Consider the following 16,600-nt stretch of genomic DNA (forward strand, 5'->3'; position numbering starts at 1 on the left):
CGGTGGACATCACCAGGTACGGATGGTGGTCCCGCGGCGTTCGCTCCGGCGGCAGGCTGGAATTCATGACGACACAGGTGAATCAACTCGCCGTCGACGTCCGGGGGCTGCGCAAGAGGTACGGGCCCGTTCCGGCTGTCGACGGCATCGATCTGGCGGTCCGGCACGGCGAGGTCTTCGGCGTCCTCGGGCCCAACGGCGCGGGCAAGTCCACGACCGTCGAGATCCTGCAGGGCCATCGGTCCCGGGACGAGGGCGAGGTCTCCGTCCTGGGCGCCGACCCGGCGACGGCCGGCCGCGCGTGGCGTGCCCGCGTCGGCATCGTGTGGCAGGACGAGTCCGCCCCGGCCGAGCTCACGGTGCGCGAGACGGTACGCCACTTCGCCCGCTACTACGCCCGCCCGCGCTCTCCGGAGGACGTCATCGCGATGGTGGGCCTCCAGGAGAAGGCCGACAGCCGCCTCAAGGCGCTCTCCGGAGGCCAGCGCCGCCGTCTCGACGTGGCACTCGGCATCGTCGGCGACCCGGGCCTGCTCCTGCTCGACGAGCCGACGACGGGCTTCGACCCGGCCGCCCGCCACCGCTTCTGGGACGTGATCCGCGGCCTTGCGGACGAGGGCACCACCGTCGTCCTCACCACGCACTATCTCCAGGAGGCCGAGGCGCTCGCCGACCGCCTCGTGGTGATCGCCCGGGGCCGCGTGGTCGCCGAGGGCGAGCCCGCCGCCCTGCGCCGACGCTACGGCGAGGAAGCCACCGTCGGGTGGACCGAGCCCGACGGCCGCACGCGCGAATTCCGCACCAAGACCCCGACCAGGACCGTCGCCGAACTGATGAGCCGCTTCGACGGCGAGGTCCCCGGCCTGCGGATCGTCCGCCCGAGCCTGGAGGACGTGTATCTCCGCCTGACCGGGCAGGACGGCGGACCGGCCGCACAGGAAGGCGAGCGATGACCACGACGACCCCGCGCGACGTGCCCCGGACCACCACCGCCGAACGGCTTCCCGGGGCCTGGCAGCTCGGGCTGCATCGGGGCGCGCTGGAGCTCAGGCAGTTCTTCCGCCAGCGCGAACAGGGTGTGTTCACGTTCGCGTTCCCTGTGGTGCTGCTCTTCCTGTTCGCGTCGATCTTCCAGGACGACGTGGAGGGCGCGGGCATCACCGCCGCACAGCTCTATGTCGCCGCGATGATCGGCGCGGGCATCATGTCCGTCAGCTTCCAGTCCCTCGGCATCGGCATCGCGTTGGAGCGTGACGAGCATGTGCTGCGGCGTCTGCGGGGCACGCCGATGCCCCCGGCGGCGTACTTCTTGGGGAAAGTCTGGCTCGTCCTGGTCACCGGCTTCCTCGAGACCGCGCTCCTGCTCGCCGCGGGCGCGACGATGTTCGACCTGGACCTGCCCACCTCCCCGGGGAAGTGGCTCACCTTCGCCTGGATATTCGTGCTCGGTCTGACGGGCTGCGCGCTGCTCGGCGTCGCGGTCAGCAGCGTCCCGCGGTCCGGCCGCAGCGCCTCGTCCGTGGTCGTCCTGCCCTTCCTGGTGCTGCAGTTCATCTCCGGTGTCTACATAGCCATCGACACGGTTCCCGACTGGATGCTGACGCTCGGCGCGCTGTTCCCGCTCAAGTGGATGTGCCAGGGCTTCCGCGGAGTGTTCCTGCCCGAGTCCGCCCAAGTCCTGGAGCAGGCGGGGAGTTGGGAGTACGGACGCATCGCCCTGGTGCTCGCCGCCTGGTGCGTCGGAGGATTGGCGCTGTGTCTGTTGACCTTCCGCTGGAAGAACAAGTCCGACGGGTGAGCGAAGCGCCCCGGACCCGGGCCAAGTCCATGTGGGACCGCGGCTTCCTGTTCTGGGACTGCTACTTCGCCGTGGTGTGGGCCGGGGCGCTGGTCCTTGCGCTCTCCGCCGAGGCACCCGACCGGGCCGTGCGCTCGGCCTGCGTCGCGCTGATCGTGCTGCTGCTCGCCTGGTACGTCGCCGATGGGCGCGCGGTGCTGCTCACCGACGGCGCCGACCAGCGCGGGACCGTGCGCTATCTCGCTGTCGCCACGGCCCTGTTCGCGGGAGCCGGCATCCTCGTGACCGAGACGCGGCTGCTGACCTTCGCGCTGGTGCCCCAGTGCTTCATCGCCCTGCGGCTGCCCCGCGCCGTCGTGGCGGTCACCGCCATCACGGTGGTGCCAGTGGCGGGCTGGGCGCTGCTGTGGCGGCCGGACGCGCAGGACGTCTTCCTCAACTCCGTGGGCGCCGCCGTGTCCCTGGCCTTCAGCACCGCGATCGGCACATGGATCATCCGCATCATCGCGCAGAGCCAGGAGCGCGCCGATCTCATCGCGGAGCTGCAAGCCAGCCGTGAGGAGGTCGCCCGGCTCTCCGCGGAACGCGGCGCCCTCGCCGAACGCGAGCGCATGTCCCGCGAGATCCACGACACCCTCGCGCAAGGCTTCACCAGCCTGCTGATGCTCGTCCAGGCCGTCGAGGCGGAGCTGGACCGTGACGTGGGCACCGCCCGCCGCCACCTGGACCTGATGCAGGCCACGGCCCGGCAGAACCTCGCGGAGGCACGGGCTCTGGTGGCCGGGCGCGCACCGGCCGACCTCGACGGCGGCTCACTGCCGGACGCGGTGCGGCGCCTGGCCGCCCGGCACGGGGCCGCCGTCACGGTCACCGGCACGGCCGCGGCGCTGCCCCCCGCCCTCGAAGTCGTGGCCCTGCGCGCCTGCCAGGAGTCGCTGGCCAACGCGGCCAAGCACGCGGGGCCCGCCGCCGCGGTGTCCGTCGCGCTCACCTACACGGAGGGCTCGCTCACGCTGACGGTCCGGGACACGGGGCTCGGCTTCGACAGGAAAGTGCGTCCGGAGGGCTTCGGTCTGCGTGGACTGCGCGCACGCGCCGCCGAGGTCAGCGGCACGGCCGACGTCGTCAGCGCTCCCGGCGAAGGCACCACCGTCACGGTCGAGCTCCCCGTCCCCGAGCAGAGCCCCCCGGTTCCCGAGAGGACTCCCCTGTGATCCGCATCGTGCTGGCCGACGACCACCCCGTCGTACGCGAAGGACTCCGGGCCATGCTGAGCGCCGAGCCCGACCTGGAGGTCGTCGCGGAGGCGTCGAGCGGACCGCGCGCCGAGGCGCTGGCGGCCGAGCTGAGCCCCGACATCGTCCTGATGGACCTGCGCATGCCGGGCGGTGGCGGAGTGGACTCCATCGAGCGGATGGCGACCGCCGCCCTGCCGTGCCGGGTCATCGTCCTCACGACGTACGAAACGGACCGCGACATCCTGCGCGCCGTCGAGGCGGGGGCGGCGGGCTATCTGCTGAAGGACCTGGCCCGCGGCGAGCTCGCCGACGCGGTACGGGCCGCGGCGCGGGGCGAGACCGTACTCGCCCCGTCCGTGGCCGCCCGCCTCGTGGACCAGCTCCGTGCCAAGCCGGAGCGGCCGCGCCTGTCGGAGCGCGAGACGGCGGTGCTTCGGCTCGTCGCGGAGGGCTGTACGAACGCGGAGACAGGCCGCCGCCTGCACGTCGCCGAGTCGACCGTGAAGACGCATCTGCTCCGAGTCTTCGGGAAGTTGGGGGTCGATGACCGCACGGCAGCGGTCACCAGCGCGATGCGGTTCGGGTTGCTGGACTGAGGTTTTCGCCCCCTCCGCCCCTACCCGTCCCGTACCTGGGGCTCCGCCCCGGACCCCGCTCCTCGAACGCCGGAGGGGCTGGATCTCCAGCCCCTCCGGCACACGACAAGCGCCTCAGCCCAGCCTTGCCTTCAGTTCCCCCACGATCGCCTCCACCGCGACCGCCTCCTGCTCCCCGGACTCCATGTCCTTGAGCTGGACGACGCCCTCGGCGAGGTCGCGCTCGCCGGCGACGACGGTGAAGCGGGCGCCGCTGCGGTTGGCGTTCTTCATGGCGCCCTTGAGGCCCTTGCCGCCGTACGAGAAGTCGGCGGCGATGCCTGCCTTGCGCAGTTCGGTCACCTTGGCGAAGAGGACGCGCCGCGCCTCGTCGCCGAGGGGCACCGCGAACACGCTGGTCGCCGAGGGGAGGTCGAGGGTGACGCCCTCCGCCTCCAGCGCGAGGACGGTGCGATCCACGCCGAGGGCCCAGCCGACGGACGGCAGCGCGGGGCCGCCGATCATCTCGGAGAGGCCGTCGTAGCGCCCGCCGCCGCCGACGGCGGACTGCGCGCCCAGGCCGTCGTGGACGAACTCGAAGGTGGTGCGGGTGTAGTAGTCGAGGCCGCGGACCAGCTTCGGGTCGTCTTCGTAGGCGACGCCCTCGGCGGTGATCAGCTCGCGGACCTGCTCGTGGTAGGCCTTGCAGGCGTCGCAGAGGTAGTCGCGCAGCATGGGCGCGCCCACGAGCTGCTTCTGCACGTCGTCACGCTTGTCGTCCAGGACGCGCAGGGGGTTGATGTCGATACGTCGACGCGTCTCCTCGTCCAGGTCGAGCCCGCGCAGGAAGTCCTGGAGGGCGGCGCGGTAGACGGGGCGGCACTCCTTGTCGCCGAGCGAGTTGAGGAGGATCCGGAACTCGCGCAGGCCCAGCGAGCGGTACGCCTGGTCGGCCAGGATGATCAGCTCGGCGTCGAGGGCCGGGTCCTCGGCGCCGATCGCCTCGGCTCCGACCTGCGAGAAGTGGCGGTAGCGGCCCTTCTGGGGGCGCTCGTAGCGGTAGTACGAGCCCGAGTACCAGAGCTTGACCGGGAGGTTGCCCGCCTTGTGCAGGTTCGCCTCCAGGGCGGCGCGCAGCACGGAGGCGGTGCCTTCGGGGCGCAGGGCGAGCTGGTCGCCGCCGCGCGTGGTGAAGGCGTACATCTCCTTGGTGACGATGTCCGTGGACTCGCCCACGCCGCGCGAGAACAGCTCGACGTTCTCGAAGCCGGGCGTCTCCACGTAGCCGTACCCGGAGTTGCGCAGCGGCGCCGCGATGGCCTCGCGCACCGCGAGGTAGGTCGCGGAGTCCGGCGGCAGCAGGTCGTAGGTGCCCTTGGGGGCCTTGAAGGTGCTCACTGGGGGTTCTCTCGTCACATTCCTCGTCGAGGGGCGGAGGTGCCGTCCGCGCCCAGGCCGGCGGCCACCTGCCGCAGATACGGGTTGGTGGCGCGCTCCTGGCCGATGGTCGTCTGCTGGTTGTGCCCGGGCAGCACCACGGTCGAGTCGTCGAGAGGCAGGACCACGCGGGCCAGCGAATCGCGCATGTCGTCCATGGAGCCACCGGGGAAGTCGGTGCGTCCGATGGAGCCGGCGAAGAGCAGGTCGCCCGAGAACAGGATCGGAGGGATGTCCTCCGCCTCGGGCAGCCCGAAGGTCACCGACCCCTTGGTATGACCGGGCGCGTGCGCCACGGTCAGCTCCATGCCGGCCAGCCGCAGCTTCGCGCCGTCCGTGAGCTCCTTGAGGTCGTCCGGTTCGCCCACGGTCAGCTCGCCCATGAGCTGGGCGCCGAAGGCGCGGCCGATGGCCTTCTCCGGGTCGCTCATCATGTACCGGTCCTCGGGGTGGATCCACGCGGGCACGTCGTGCGCCCCGCAGACCGGGACGACCGAGGCGACGTGGTCGATGTGGCCGTGCGTGAGGACGACGGCGACGGGCTTGAGCCGGTGCTTCCTGAGCGTCTCCTCGACTCCCTGGGTGGCCTGGTGCCCCGGGTCGATGATCACGCACTCCTCGCCCGCGGCGGGGGCGACCAGATAGCAGTTGGTCCCCCAGGCCCCGGCGGGAAACCCGGCAATGAGCACGATCGTCCTTCGTTTCGTCGTCCGGTGGAGGTGGCAGCGGAGATTGCGGCGGATCAGAAGCCTACCGGCGCTGCCGATTCCACAGCCAACCCATATACGGTACGGGGCACACGCGGCCGGTCACGCCGCGCGACGAGGACCCAGGCGACGTACGAGACTCATCCGACGCTCGTGCCGCCGAAGACGCACAAGGAGAGCACCCGGTGGTCAGCCAGGAACAGCGGCGCAAGCAGCTCGCGCGGGAGAAGTTCTTGCGGCAGCAGCAGCGACGGGAGGCCGCGCGGCGCCGACGGCGGATGCGCAACGCGGTGATCGCGGGCGCGGTCGCCCTGGTGGTGGCCGGCGGAGCGGTGTCGTACGCGGCGGGCGCCTTCGACGACGGCGGCTCGACGAACGACGACGCGGCCCCGAAGCCGACGCCCAGCAAGCCCGAGGACCCCTGCCGCAAGGCCGCGCCCGGCAAGATCAAGCCGCTCGGCTTCAAGAAGGAGCCGGCGCTGACGATCGACAAGTCGGCTTCGTACGAGATGAAGCTGGCCACCACGTGCGGCGACATCGGCGTCGACCTGGACGCGGCGAAGGCCCCGCACACCGTCAACTCGTTCAATTTCCTGGTGAACAAGGGCTACTTGGACCACACCAAGTGCCACCGGCTCACCGCGGGCAACGTCAACGTCCTGCAGTGCGGCGACCCGAAGGGCACCGGCGAGGGCGACCCCGGGTACTCCCTTCCGGACGAGAATCTCAAGGACAAGCGGCTGCGCGGCAATGTGTATCCGGCGGGCACGGTCGCCATGGCGAACCGGTACAAGCCGGATACGAAGAAGGGCCGCGACACCGGCGGCAGCCAGTTCTTCCTCGTGTACCAGGACTCCCAGTTGCCGCCCGACTACACACCGTTCGGCACCATCTCGGACTCGGGCATGAAGGTCCTGAAGAAGATCGCCGCGGCCGGTGAGAGCAGCGGTCAGGGCGACGGGACGCCGAACGCGACGGTTGTCATCGACAAGGCCACCGTCGCTAAATCCTGACCTCGGCCAGGCGAATTTCGCTCGCGCTGGATGCGGACAGCCGCCCCGCCGGTCGCCTATGTTGGCGGTGACGAAACTGTGGACGATGCCGGGGGCCCGTGGCCTTGTGCAGGCATCATGTGGAGGAGGCGCTGTGAGCAGCGACCCGTGGGGCCGCGTCGACGAGACGGGGACCGTGTACGTGCGTACGGCCGACGGCAGTGAGCGAGTGGTCGGTTCGTGGCAGGCAGGTTCTCCCGAGGAGGCCCTGGCCTATTTCGAGCGCAAGTACGACGGTCTGGTCGTCGAGATCGGACTTCTCGAGCGCCGGGTGAAGACGACCGACCTGTCGGCCAAGGACGCGACGACCGCCATCGACCACCTGCGCCAGCAGGTCGACGAGGCGCATGCCGTCGGTGACCTGGACGCCCTCGGCAAGCGGCTCGACAAGCTGGTCGAGACCGTCGATGCCCGCCGTGAGGAGCGCAAGGCCCAGAAGGCCAAGCAGTCGGACGAGGCGCGGCACTCCAAGGAGGCGCTGGTCGCGGAGGCCGAGGAGCTGGCGCAGAGCGAGCAGTGGCGCGCGGCCGGCGAGCGCCTGCGGGCCCTGGTGGACACGTGGAAGGGGCTGCCCCGCCTCGACCGCAAGTCCGACGACGAGCTGTGGCACCGCTTCTCGCACGCCCGCTCGGCGTTCTCCAAGCGCCGCAAGGCCCACTTCGCCTCGCTCGACGCGCAGCGCGAGGACGCCCGCAAGGCCAAGGAGAAGCTGGTCGCGGAGGCCGAGTCCCTGTCCGCCTCGACGGACTGGGGTCCCACGGCCGCGCGCTACCGCGAGCTGATGGCCGACTGGAAGGCGGCGGGCCGCGCCCAGCGCGAGCACGAGGACGACCTGTGGAACCGCTTCCGCGGCGCCCAGGACGTCTTCTTCGCCGCCCGCAGCTCCGTGTTCGCCGAGCGTGACGCGGAGCAGTCGGAGAACCTGAAGCTCAAGGAGGAGCTGGCCGAGGAGGCCGAGAAGCTCGTCCCGGTGTCGGACCTGAAGACCGCCCGCGCGGCCTTCCGGTCCCTCAACGAGCGCTGGGAGGCCATCGGCCACGTCCCGCGCGACGCCCGGCCGAAGGTCGAGGGCCGGATGCACGCGGTGGAGCGGGCGCTGCAGGAGTCCGAGGAGGCCGAGTGGCGCCGGACGAACCCGGAGGCGCGTGCGCGCGCCGCGGGCCTGACCGGCCAGCTCCAGGCCGCCGTCGACAAGCTCCAGGGCCAGATCGAGACGGCGCGCACGGCGGGCAACAACGCCAAGGCCGACAAGCTCCAGAAGGAGCTCGACGGCCGCCAGGCGCTCCTGGACCAGGCCCTCAAGGGCCTGCACGAGTTCGGCGGCTGAGGGGCCCTCTTTGCGGCTAAACCGCCGCCGCTCTCGCGGAGCTGGTTACTCGCCGCTGTGGTTCCTCAATTGATGGCTGATGTGCCATAACCCGAAGCGGCTCCGGTACGGATGTACCGGAGCCGCTTCGCATCAGGGCTTACGGCCTGCGCGCCGACGTCACCCGGTACACGTCGTACACGCCCTCCACTCCCCTGACCGCCTTCAGCACGTGGCCCAGGTGCTTGGGGTCGCCCATCTCGAAGGTGAAGCGGGAGGTGGCGACGCGGTCGCGGGAGGTCTGGACGGCCGCGGACAGGATGTTCACGTGCTGGTCCGAGAGGATGCGCGTGACGTCCGAAAGGAGCCGCGAGCGGTCGAGTGCCTCCACCTGGATGGCGACCAGGAAGACCGACGACTGCGTGGGCGCCCACTCGACCTCGAGGATGCGCTCGGGCTCACGGGACAGCGAGTCCACGTTCACGCAGTCGCTGCGGTGAACCGATACGCCACTGCCGCGCGTGACGAAGCCGATGATCGGGTCGCCCGGCACCGGCGTACAGCAGCGCGCGAGCTTGACCCACACGTCGTCGACGCCCTTGACGACGACGCCCGGGTCGGCGTTGGAGCGGCGCTTGGAGCGGCTGCGCGAGGGCGGCGTGCTCTCGGCGATGTCCTCGTTGGCGGCCTCCTCGCCGCCGAGCGCCTGCACGAGCTTCTGCACGACGCTCTGCGCGGTGACATGGCCCTCACCGATCGCCGCGTACAGCGACGAGATGTCGGGGTAACGCATCTCGTGCGCGAGGGTGACCAGCGAGTCCCCGGTGAGGATGCGCTGGATCGGCAGGTTCTGCTTGCGCATGGCGCGCGCGATGGCGTCCTTGCCCTGCTCGATGGCCTCCTCGCGGCGTTCCTTGGAGAACCAGGCGCGGATCTTGTTGCGGGCGCGCGGCGACTTGACGAAGCCGAGCCAGTCGCGGGACGGGCCGGCCCCCGCTGCCTTGGAGGTGAAGACCTCCACCAAGTCGCCGTTGTCCAGGGTCGATTCGAGCGGTACGAGCCGTCCGTTGACCCGGGCGCCTATGGTGCGGTGGCCGACCTCGGTGTGCACCGCGTAGGAGAAGTCGACCGGGGTCGCGCCCGCGGGCAGCGCGATGACGTCGCCCTTCGGCGTGAAGACGAAGACCTCGTTGCGCGACAGGTCGAAGCGCAGGGACTCCAGGAACTCGCTGGGGTCCTCGGTCTCCTTCTGCCAGTCGAGGAGCTGGCGCAGCCACGCCATGTCGTTGAGGTGGTCGTCCTTGCCGGTCTTCTTCGGCACGTCCGTACGCACCTTGGAGGCGCCGGCGACGGCCTCCTGCTTGTACTTCCAGTGCGCGGCGATGCCGTACTCGGCGCGGCGGTGCATGTCGAACGTACGGATCTGCAGCTCGACGGGCTTGCCGTTGGGGCCGATGACCGTCGTGTGCAGCGACTGGTACATGTTGAACTTCGGCATCGCGATGTAGTCCTTGAACCGGCCGGGGACCGGGTTCCATCGCGCGTGGACGGTGCCGAGCGCCGCGTAGCAGTCGCGGACGGTGTCCACGAGGACGCGGATGCCGACCAGGTCGTAGATCTCCGCGAAGTCACGGCCGCGGACGATCATCTTCTGGTAGACGCTGTAGTAGTGCTTGGGCCGCCCGGTGACGGTGGCCTTGATGCGGGCCGCGCGCAGGTCGGCCTGGACCTCGTCGGTCACTATGGCCAGGTACTCGTCGCGCTTGGGGGCGCGCTCGGCCACCAGACGCACGATCTCGTCGTACATCTTGGGGTAGAGGATCGCGAAGGCGAGGTCCTCCAGCTCCCACTTGATGGTGTTCATGCCCAGGCGGTGCGCCAGCGGAGCGTAGATCTCCAGCGTCTCGCGGGCCTTCTTCTCCTGCTTCTCGCGCTTGAGATAGCGCATCGTGCGCATGTTGTGCAGGCGGTCGGCGAGCTTGATGACCAGGACGCGCGGGTCCTTGGCCATGGCGACGACCATCTTGCGCACGGTCTCGGCCTGCGCGGCCTCGCCGAACTTGACCTTGTCGAGCTTGGTGACGCCGTCGACGAGCAGGGCGACCTGGTCGCCGAAGTCGCGGCGCAGGGTGTCCAGGCCGTACTCGGTGTCCTCGACGGTGTCGTGCAGCAGGCCCGCCATCAGCGTGGCCGGGTCCATGCCCAGCTCGGCGAGGATCGTCGTCACCGCGAGCGGGTGCGTGATGTACGGATCGCCGCTCTTGCGCTTCTGGCCGCGGTGCCAGCGCTCGGCGACCTGGTAGGCACGCTCGATCTGGCGCAGCGTCGCGGTCTCGATCTTCGCGTCGTTGCTGCGCACTATCCGAAGCAGCGGCTCCAGGACCGGGTTGTACGGGTTGGAGCGCTGGACGCCGAGGCGGGCGAGGCGGGCGCGCACGCGGTTGGAGGAGCCGGAGCGCTCGGTCTTGCCGGTGACGGGGGGCTTGGCCGGGACGGGGGCCTTCGCGGGAGCAGGGGCCTTCGCGGGGGCGGGGCGGACCGGCGGGGTGGTGGCCGCGGGGCGGTCCTGCGGTGCGGCGGGGCCGTCCTGCGGGGCGGGCTGCGCCTCCGGCGGCGGCTTGGGACCGGGCTGCTCGGCCGGCTTGCCGTCACGCGCGCTGTCGCCACCGGGCGCGCGCTTCGCGTCCGTGCCACCGGGCGTGCTCGTCCCGGAATCCCCGGGCTTGGCGGGCGCACCAGCGGGCGCCGCGGCCCGCTCGGACTGCTGGGCGGACTTCGCGGCGGCAAGTGGCTGGGACTCGTCTGGCAAGAGCGCTCCCTGTGCGCGATCGGGTCCCCCGGTCAGGTCCCGAAGTGCCCATGGTATCGATCCTGGGCCGACGGCTCGCCCTCGGCCGGTGAGACGGCTCTGTACTGGAGGAACGCCAGAGGCGGGCGCCGGATTCCACCGGGCCCGCCTCCGTGTCCTGCAGGGGTGTCCTGAACCGTCTGCCGCGGCCGTCCCGCCGCCGCTCCGGCTCCCCCAGGGGCTCAGACCGTGAGCAGCGCCTCCAGAGGGGCGCCGTCCAGGGCGGGAACCAGCCGCGCGCGGCCGCCCAGGAAGCCGAGCTCCATCAGCACCGCGACGCCGGCCACCTCGGCCCCGGCCCGGCGGATGAGCCGGAGCGAGGCCTCGGCGGTGCCGCCGGTCGCGAGGACGTCGTCGATGACCATGACACGGTCGCCCGTGGCCAGGTCCTCGGCGTGCACCTCGATCTCCGCGCTGCCGTACTCCAGGTCGTACGCCTGGCTGAGGGTCGCTCCGGGGAGCTTGCCCGCCTTGCGTACGGGAATGAAGCCGAGCCCGGCGCGCAGCGCGACCGGGGCGCCCAGAATGAAGCCGCGCGCCTCCAGACCGACGACCTTCGTGGCCCCGCAGCGCACGCTCAGGTCGGCGAGCGCGCCGGTCAGGGCCGCGAACGCCGCCGGGTCCGCGAGCAGCGGGGTGATGTCCTTGAACATCACGCCCGGCTCGGGATAGTCCGGCACGTCACGGATGCGGCTGAGCAGCAGCGCGTTGATCTCGGCCGTCTCGGTCATCGGCGCTTCCCCGAGGGGCGCCCGCGACCGCGGTTGCGGGCGGGCTGGGACCGCGGTCCCGAGCGCGGGCCGACCACGGCCGGTGCTGTGTCCTCGCCGGCCTGGTCGACGTCGTCCTGCGGCTCGTCGCCCTCCGGCTCCGGGGCCTCGGCGGACTCGCCCTTGGCGGCGGCCGCCCTGCGCTTGGCGAGCACCCGCTTCTTGAGGGCCTTCATCTGCGGCTCGGTCTCCTTGAGATCGGCGACCAGGGGGGTCGCGATGAAGATCGAGGAGTACGCGCCCGCGGCGAGGCCGACGAACAGCGACAGCGAGATGTCGTTCAGCATGCCCGCGCCGAGGAAGCCGCCGCCGATGAACAGCAGACCGGCGACCGGCAGGAGCGCCACCACCGTGGTGTTGATGGAGCGCACCAGCGTGCTGTTGATGGAGCGGTTGGCGACCTCGCTGTACGTGAAGCGGGTCTGCTTGGCGAGGTCCTTCGACTGTTCCTTGAGGCTGTCGAAGACCACGACCGTGTCGTACAGCGAATATCCGAGAATGGTCAGCAGACCGATCACCGTGCCCGGTGTGACCTCGAAGCCGACGAGGGCGTACACACCCACGGTGATGGTGATGTCGTGGATGAGCGCGATCAGCGCGGCCAGCGCCATTCGCCATTCGAAGGCGATCGCCAGATAGATCACGACCAGGACCATGAAGATCCCCAGGCCTTGCCAGGCCTTGTTGGCGACCTGTTCACCCCAGCTCGGACCCACGAGGTCGGCGTTGATCTTCTCCGACTCCATGCCGAGATCCTTGGCGATCTCGTCCTTGACCTGGTCGGACTTGGCGGTGTCCACACCGGCGATCTGGATGCGCAGGGTGTCGTTGCCGAGCTTCTGTACGAGCGCGTCGTGGCCGGAGGCGCGCTCCGCGGACTCTTCCGCCTTGTTGACCGAGACGCTGGTCTTCGGCGTGTTGAAGACGGCGCCGCCCTCGAACTCGATGCCCATGTTCAGGCCGCGCACCGCCAGGCCGACGATGGCCGTGATGGTGATCAGGATCGAGATGCCGTACCAGATCTTGCGCTTGCCGACGAAGTCGTAGCCGACCTCGCCGCGGTAGAGCCGGGCGCCGAGATCTCCAAGTTTCGACATCTCACGCCTCCTTCGGGGTCGAGTCGACGGGGGCGGTCGGGCCACTGCGGCGCGAGCGGCGCAGCGGCGGTTTGGCACCGAGTCGCTTCGGGTCGAGGCCGGACCACTTGCCGCCGCTCGCGAAGAACTTCTTGCGAGCCATGATCGTCATCAGTGGCTTGGTGAAGAAGAACACCACCACGACGTCGAGGAGCGTCGTCAGGCCCAGCGTGAACGCGAAGCCCTGGACCTTGCCGACGGTGACGATGAAGAGCACCGCGGCGGCGAGGAACGACACGAAGTCGGAGACCAGGATGGTGCGCCGGGCCCGCGGCCAGGCACGCTCGACGGCGGGCCGCAGCGTACGACCCTCGCGGATCTCGTCCCTTATGCGTTCGAAGTAGACGATGAACGAGTCGGCGGTGATACCGATGGCGACGATGGCACCACAGACCGCGGGCAGGTTCAGCGCGAACTTAATCGTCGGGCCGAGCAGCGTCATGATCGTGTACGTCAGCGCCGCGGAGACGCCGAGGGACGCGATGGCGATGAAGGCCAGGCCGCGGTAGTACGCCACCAGGTAGATGATGACGAGCGCGAGGCCGATGGCGCCGGCGATGAGGCCCGCGCGCAGCTGCTCGCCGCCGAGCGCCGCGCTGACCGTGGTGACGCTCTGCTCCTTGAAGGTCAGCGGGAGCGCGCCGTACGACAGGATGTTGGCCAGGTCCTTGGCCTCGTCCTGGGTGAAGCTGCCGGAGATCTCGGCCTCGCCGGAGGTCAGCGCCTGCCGGACGTACGGCGCGGAGACGACCTCGCCGTCCATGACGATGCCGAACTCGTTCTGCGGCGGCTGCTGGCTGGCGAGCTTGCCGGTGATGTCACCGAACTGCTTCGTCCCCTTGCCGGAGAACTTCATCGTGACCTTCCAGCCAGCGGCACCCTGGGTGTCGTAGACGGCCTTCGCGTCATCGACCTCCTTGCCGTTGACCTCGGAGGGTCCGAGGATGAACTTGTCCCAGCCCTTTCCGTCGCCGCTCTTGCCGCAGGCCACGACCGGGTCGGTCGGCTTGGTGCCTTCCTTGACCTTCAGACGGGCCGTCTTGCTGGTGCAGTCGAGCTTGGTGAACTGCTCCTGGAGCTTCGCGGTGTCACCGGACGGGGCCGGCGGCGTCGGCGACGGGTCCTTCTTGCCGTCGTCCTTCTTGCCGTCGTCCTTCTTGTCCTTGGCCGGGTCGTCCTTGGCGTCGCCGGTGGGCGTCGCGGGCGGAGTGGTGTCGGCCTTCAGGCCGTCGGTGACAGAGCGGCCCTGGGTGGTCGGCGTCGCGGTCGGCGAGGTCGCCCCGTCCTTGGGCTCGTCGCTCTCCTTGGGCTTGTCACCCTTGTCACCCTTGTCACCCTTGTCGCCGTCCTTGCCCGAGGACGACGGCTTGGGCTTCGGGGCCGGCTTCTCCGCCGCACCCGTGCTGGGCTGCTGGGCGAGGACGGGCCGGAAGTAGAGCTGAGCGGTCGTGCCGACCTGCTCCCGCGCCTGCTTGGCGTTGGTGCCCTTGGGGATGTTGACGATGATGTTCCGGTCGCCCTGGGTCTGCACCTCGGCTTCGGAGACACCCAGACCGTTGACACGGTTGTTGATGATGTCAACAGCCGTGTTCAGGTTGGTCTGGTTGATCGCGTTCTTCTGGCCCGGCTCGTTCTTCGCCTCGAGCGTGATGCTCGTGCCACCGGCGAGGTCGATGCCGAGGCGGGGCGTGGTGTGACCGGAGAGGAACATCCCTCCGGTGAGCGCCACCAGGGCGATCATGATCAGGACCAGGGTGCGGCCCGGTTTCCCCTGGGCGGCCTGCCTGCGGCCCTTCGTGGGTGCTGCCACCTTCTCGTTCTCCCTGTCCAACCGTCCCGGCCTGCGGGGTGCCTCCCCGTCACCTGCGCTGAGCGGAGGGCTGCGGTGGAGGGGACCCGGGCGGGCGGCCATGAAGTTGTGTCGAGACGCGGCGCGAAATCACCTGCGGCGGGGGCCGCGGTGCGCGAGCGGGCGCACGGACCCCCGTCTGTGACTACTTCGCGCCGGACTCGCCGTCGGTCTTCTTCGGCTCTGCGTCCGCTGCCTCGGGGGCCTCGTCGGCCGTGTCCTTCTTGCCGAGGTCGATGCGCTCGTCGTCCGAAGCGGCCGCGGCGGCGTCGGCGGGCTCGCCGGCCTCGGTGAGGGAGGAGGCGTCGTCGGGCACCACGGGGGCGTCGTCGGACTTCAGGTCGTCCTCGGTGCCGTGAACGATGCGGTTGTACTCGTCGTCGTCGAGGACGGCGCCGATGGAGTTCTTCGCGTACACCGCGTGGACGCCGGGGGCCACCTCGAGGAGGACCGCGTCGTCGTGGACCTCCTTGACGGTGGCGTACATGCCTCCGATCGTGCGGATGCCGGTGCCAGGCGTCATGTCGTTACGCATCTGGGCGGCCGCGTTCTGCTTGCGCTTGGCGGACCGGGTCATCAGGAACATGGCCCCGATGAGCACGATGAAGGGGAGGAGGGTCACGATATTCACGGGACGGAGTTTCCTTCGCACGACCGCGTACTTTGAGCGGCCTGATGGATGGGGGTGGGCGGCGCCGCCCACAAGGGCGGCATCGGCGGAGTCTAAGCGAGTCCGCGCCTAACGAACAACGCTCAGCATGGCACCGCAGTTCCTGACGGTGCGACTCTCCGCGCCGGTGCGCGCCGCGTCACGACCCGAACAAGTCCTGTTGTCCAGTTCCCGCTCCCTGCCGGGGCGGTACGAGACCCAGATGGGCCCATGCCGCGGGCGTCCCGACGCGGCCGCGGGGGGTGCGGGCGAGCAGCCCCTCCCGGACGAGGAAGGGCTCGGCCACCTCTTCCACCGTCTCACGCTCCTCCCCCACCGCGACGGCGAGGGTGGAGAGGCCGACGGGGCCGCCGCCGAACAGCTTCAGGAGGGCTTCGAGGACCGCACGGTCCAGGCGGTCGAGGCCACGGGCGTCGACCTCGTAGACGCTCAGAGCGGCGCCCGCGATCTCGCGGTTGATCACGCCGTCGGCCTTGACCTGCGCGTAGTCGCGCACGCGGCGCAGCAGGCGGTTGGCGATGCGGGGGGTGCCGCGGGAGCGGCCCGCGATCTCGGCGGCGCCCTCGGTGTCGATGGCGACGTCCAGCAGGTTCGCGGAGCGGTGGATCACCCGCTCCAGTTCGGCGGGCTCGTAGAACTCCATGTGCGCGGTGAAGCCGAAGCGGTCGCGCAGCGGCGGCGGCAGCAGGCCCGCGCGCGTGGTGGCGCCGACGAGCGTGAAGGGCGGCAGTTCCAGCGGGATGGCGGTGGCTCCCGGACCCTTGCCGACGATCACGTCGACACGGAAGTCCTCCATGGCCATGTACAGCATTTCCTCGGCGGGCCTCGACATGCGGTGGATCTCGTCGAGGAAGAGGACCTCGCCCTCCTGGAGCGAGGACAGGATCGCGGCGAGGTCGCCCGCGTGCTGGATGGCCGGGCCGCTGGTGATGCGGATCGGGGCGCCCATCTCGGCGGCGATGATCATCGAGAGGGTCGTCTTGCCGAGGCCGGGGGCGCCGGAGAGCAGCACGTGGTCGGCGGTGGCGCCGCGCGCGCGGGCGGCACGCAGGACGAGGTCGAGCTGCTCCCTGACCTTCTCCTGGCCGATGAACTCGCCCAGGTCCTTGGGGCGCAGGGCGGCCTCGACGGCCTGGTCCTCGCCGTCGGCGGACGCACCGACCAGCCGCTCGGCCGCCCCGGCAGCGTCGTCGGTCGTGTCGTCCCAGTTCATG

Annotated in this window: 14 protein-coding genes; 6 read left to right on the plus strand and 8 right to left on the minus strand. The window is 70.5% G+C overall.

All coding sequences use genetic code 11. The features are described 5' to 3' along the window. The first annotated feature begins 65 nt into the window (after positions 1-65). From IEY91_RS26090 to IEY91_RS26105, 4 genes are read left to right on the plus strand one after another with little or no spacing between them, the layout of a single operon-like run. Complete coding sequence (locus tag IEY91_RS26090; RefSeq protein ID WP_189175905.1) at positions 66-953, plus strand: ABC transporter ATP-binding protein; 888 nt, start codon at positions 66-68, stop codon at positions 951-953. Beyond that, the gene (locus IEY91_RS26095; RefSeq protein ID WP_189175906.1) at positions 950-1,798 is read left to right on the plus strand and encodes an ABC transporter permease; all 849 of its coding nucleotides are present in this window, start codon (positions 950-952) and stop codon (positions 1,796-1,798) included. Before IEY91_RS26090 ends, IEY91_RS26095 begins: the two co-directional genes overlap by 4 nt. A 29-nt stretch (positions 1,799-1,827) precedes the next feature. Next, positions 1,828-3,012, plus strand: a complete 1,185-nt coding sequence (locus tag IEY91_RS26100) for a sensor histidine kinase (RefSeq protein WP_189176016.1) — start codon at positions 1,828-1,830, stop codon at positions 3,010-3,012. Then, a complete protein-coding gene (locus IEY91_RS26105) occupies positions 3,009-3,632 on the plus strand; it encodes a response regulator (RefSeq protein WP_164326404.1) in 624 nt (207 codons plus the stop codon). The genes IEY91_RS26100 and IEY91_RS26105 overlap by 4 nt, the downstream gene beginning before the upstream one ends. Positions 3,633-3,746: 114 nt before the next feature. On the opposite strand, the gene hisS is transcribed toward IEY91_RS26105, so the two are convergent. Then, positions 3,747-5,009 (minus strand): histidine--tRNA ligase, encoded by a 1,263-nt coding sequence (hisS, locus tag IEY91_RS26110; RefSeq protein WP_189175907.1) that lies wholly within the window; start codon positions 5,007-5,009, stop codon positions 3,747-3,749. A gap of 14 nt (positions 5,010-5,023) precedes the next feature. Further along, positions 5,024-5,737 carry an MBL fold metallo-hydrolase gene (locus tag IEY91_RS26115; protein ID WP_189175908.1) on the minus strand — a complete coding sequence of 238 codons (714 nt, stop codon included), beginning with the start codon at positions 5,735-5,737 and terminating at the stop codon, positions 5,024-5,026. A 203-nt stretch (positions 5,738-5,940) separates the two neighbouring features. On the opposite strand from IEY91_RS26115, the gene IEY91_RS26120 reads away from it, so the two are divergent. Next, positions 5,941-6,768 carry a peptidylprolyl isomerase gene (locus IEY91_RS26120; RefSeq protein WP_189175909.1) on the plus strand — a complete coding sequence of 276 codons (828 nt, stop codon included), beginning with the start codon at positions 5,941-5,943 and terminating at the stop codon, positions 6,766-6,768. A gap of 133 nt (positions 6,769-6,901) precedes the next feature. Then, positions 6,902-8,134: a DUF349 domain-containing protein gene (locus IEY91_RS26125; RefSeq protein WP_164326400.1), complete on the plus strand. Its 1,233-nt coding sequence runs from the start codon at positions 6,902-6,904 to the stop codon at positions 8,132-8,134. Between the two features lie 139 nt (positions 8,135-8,273). Here IEY91_RS26125 and IEY91_RS26130 read toward each other — a convergent pair whose 3' ends face one another. The 6 genes from IEY91_RS26130 to ruvB all read right to left on the minus strand — a co-directional run bounded on the left by IEY91_RS26130 (position 8,274) and on the right by ruvB (position 16,599). Continuing rightward, on the minus strand, positions 8,274-10,922 hold the full coding sequence (locus IEY91_RS26130; protein ID WP_164326399.1) for a RelA/SpoT family protein: 2,649 nt from the start codon (positions 10,920-10,922) through the stop codon (positions 8,274-8,276). Positions 10,923-11,143: 221 nt separating this feature from the next. Next, positions 11,144-11,692 (minus strand): adenine phosphoribosyltransferase, encoded by a 549-nt coding sequence (locus IEY91_RS26135; RefSeq protein WP_164326398.1) that lies wholly within the window; start codon positions 11,690-11,692, stop codon positions 11,144-11,146. Then, positions 11,689-12,828, minus strand: coding sequence for a protein translocase subunit SecF (secF, locus tag IEY91_RS26140; protein WP_189175910.1), 1,140 nt, complete (start codon positions 12,826-12,828; stop codon positions 11,689-11,691). Before secF ends, IEY91_RS26135 begins: the two co-directional genes overlap by 4 nt. A gap of 1 nt (position 12,829) precedes the next feature. After that, the gene (gene secD, locus IEY91_RS26145; RefSeq protein WP_189175911.1) at positions 12,830-14,677 is read right to left on the minus strand and encodes a protein translocase subunit SecD; all 1,848 of its coding nucleotides are present in this window, start codon (positions 14,675-14,677) and stop codon (positions 12,830-12,832) included. Between the two features lie 184 nt (positions 14,678-14,861). Next, entirely contained in the window at positions 14,862-15,347 is a 486-nt protein-coding gene (gene yajC, locus IEY91_RS26150) for a preprotein translocase subunit YajC (protein WP_189175912.1), read from the minus strand. 178 nt (positions 15,348-15,525) lie between these two features. Then, positions 15,526-16,599 (minus strand): Holliday junction branch migration DNA helicase RuvB, encoded by a 1,074-nt coding sequence (gene ruvB, locus IEY91_RS26155; RefSeq protein ID WP_164326394.1) that lies wholly within the window; start codon positions 16,597-16,599, stop codon positions 15,526-15,528. Position 16,600: the final 1 nt, after the last annotated feature.

This window comes from Streptomyces lasiicapitis, assembly GCF_014646335.1.
GTDB lineage: Bacteria > Actinomycetota > Actinomycetes > Streptomycetales > Streptomycetaceae > Streptomyces > Streptomyces lasiicapitis.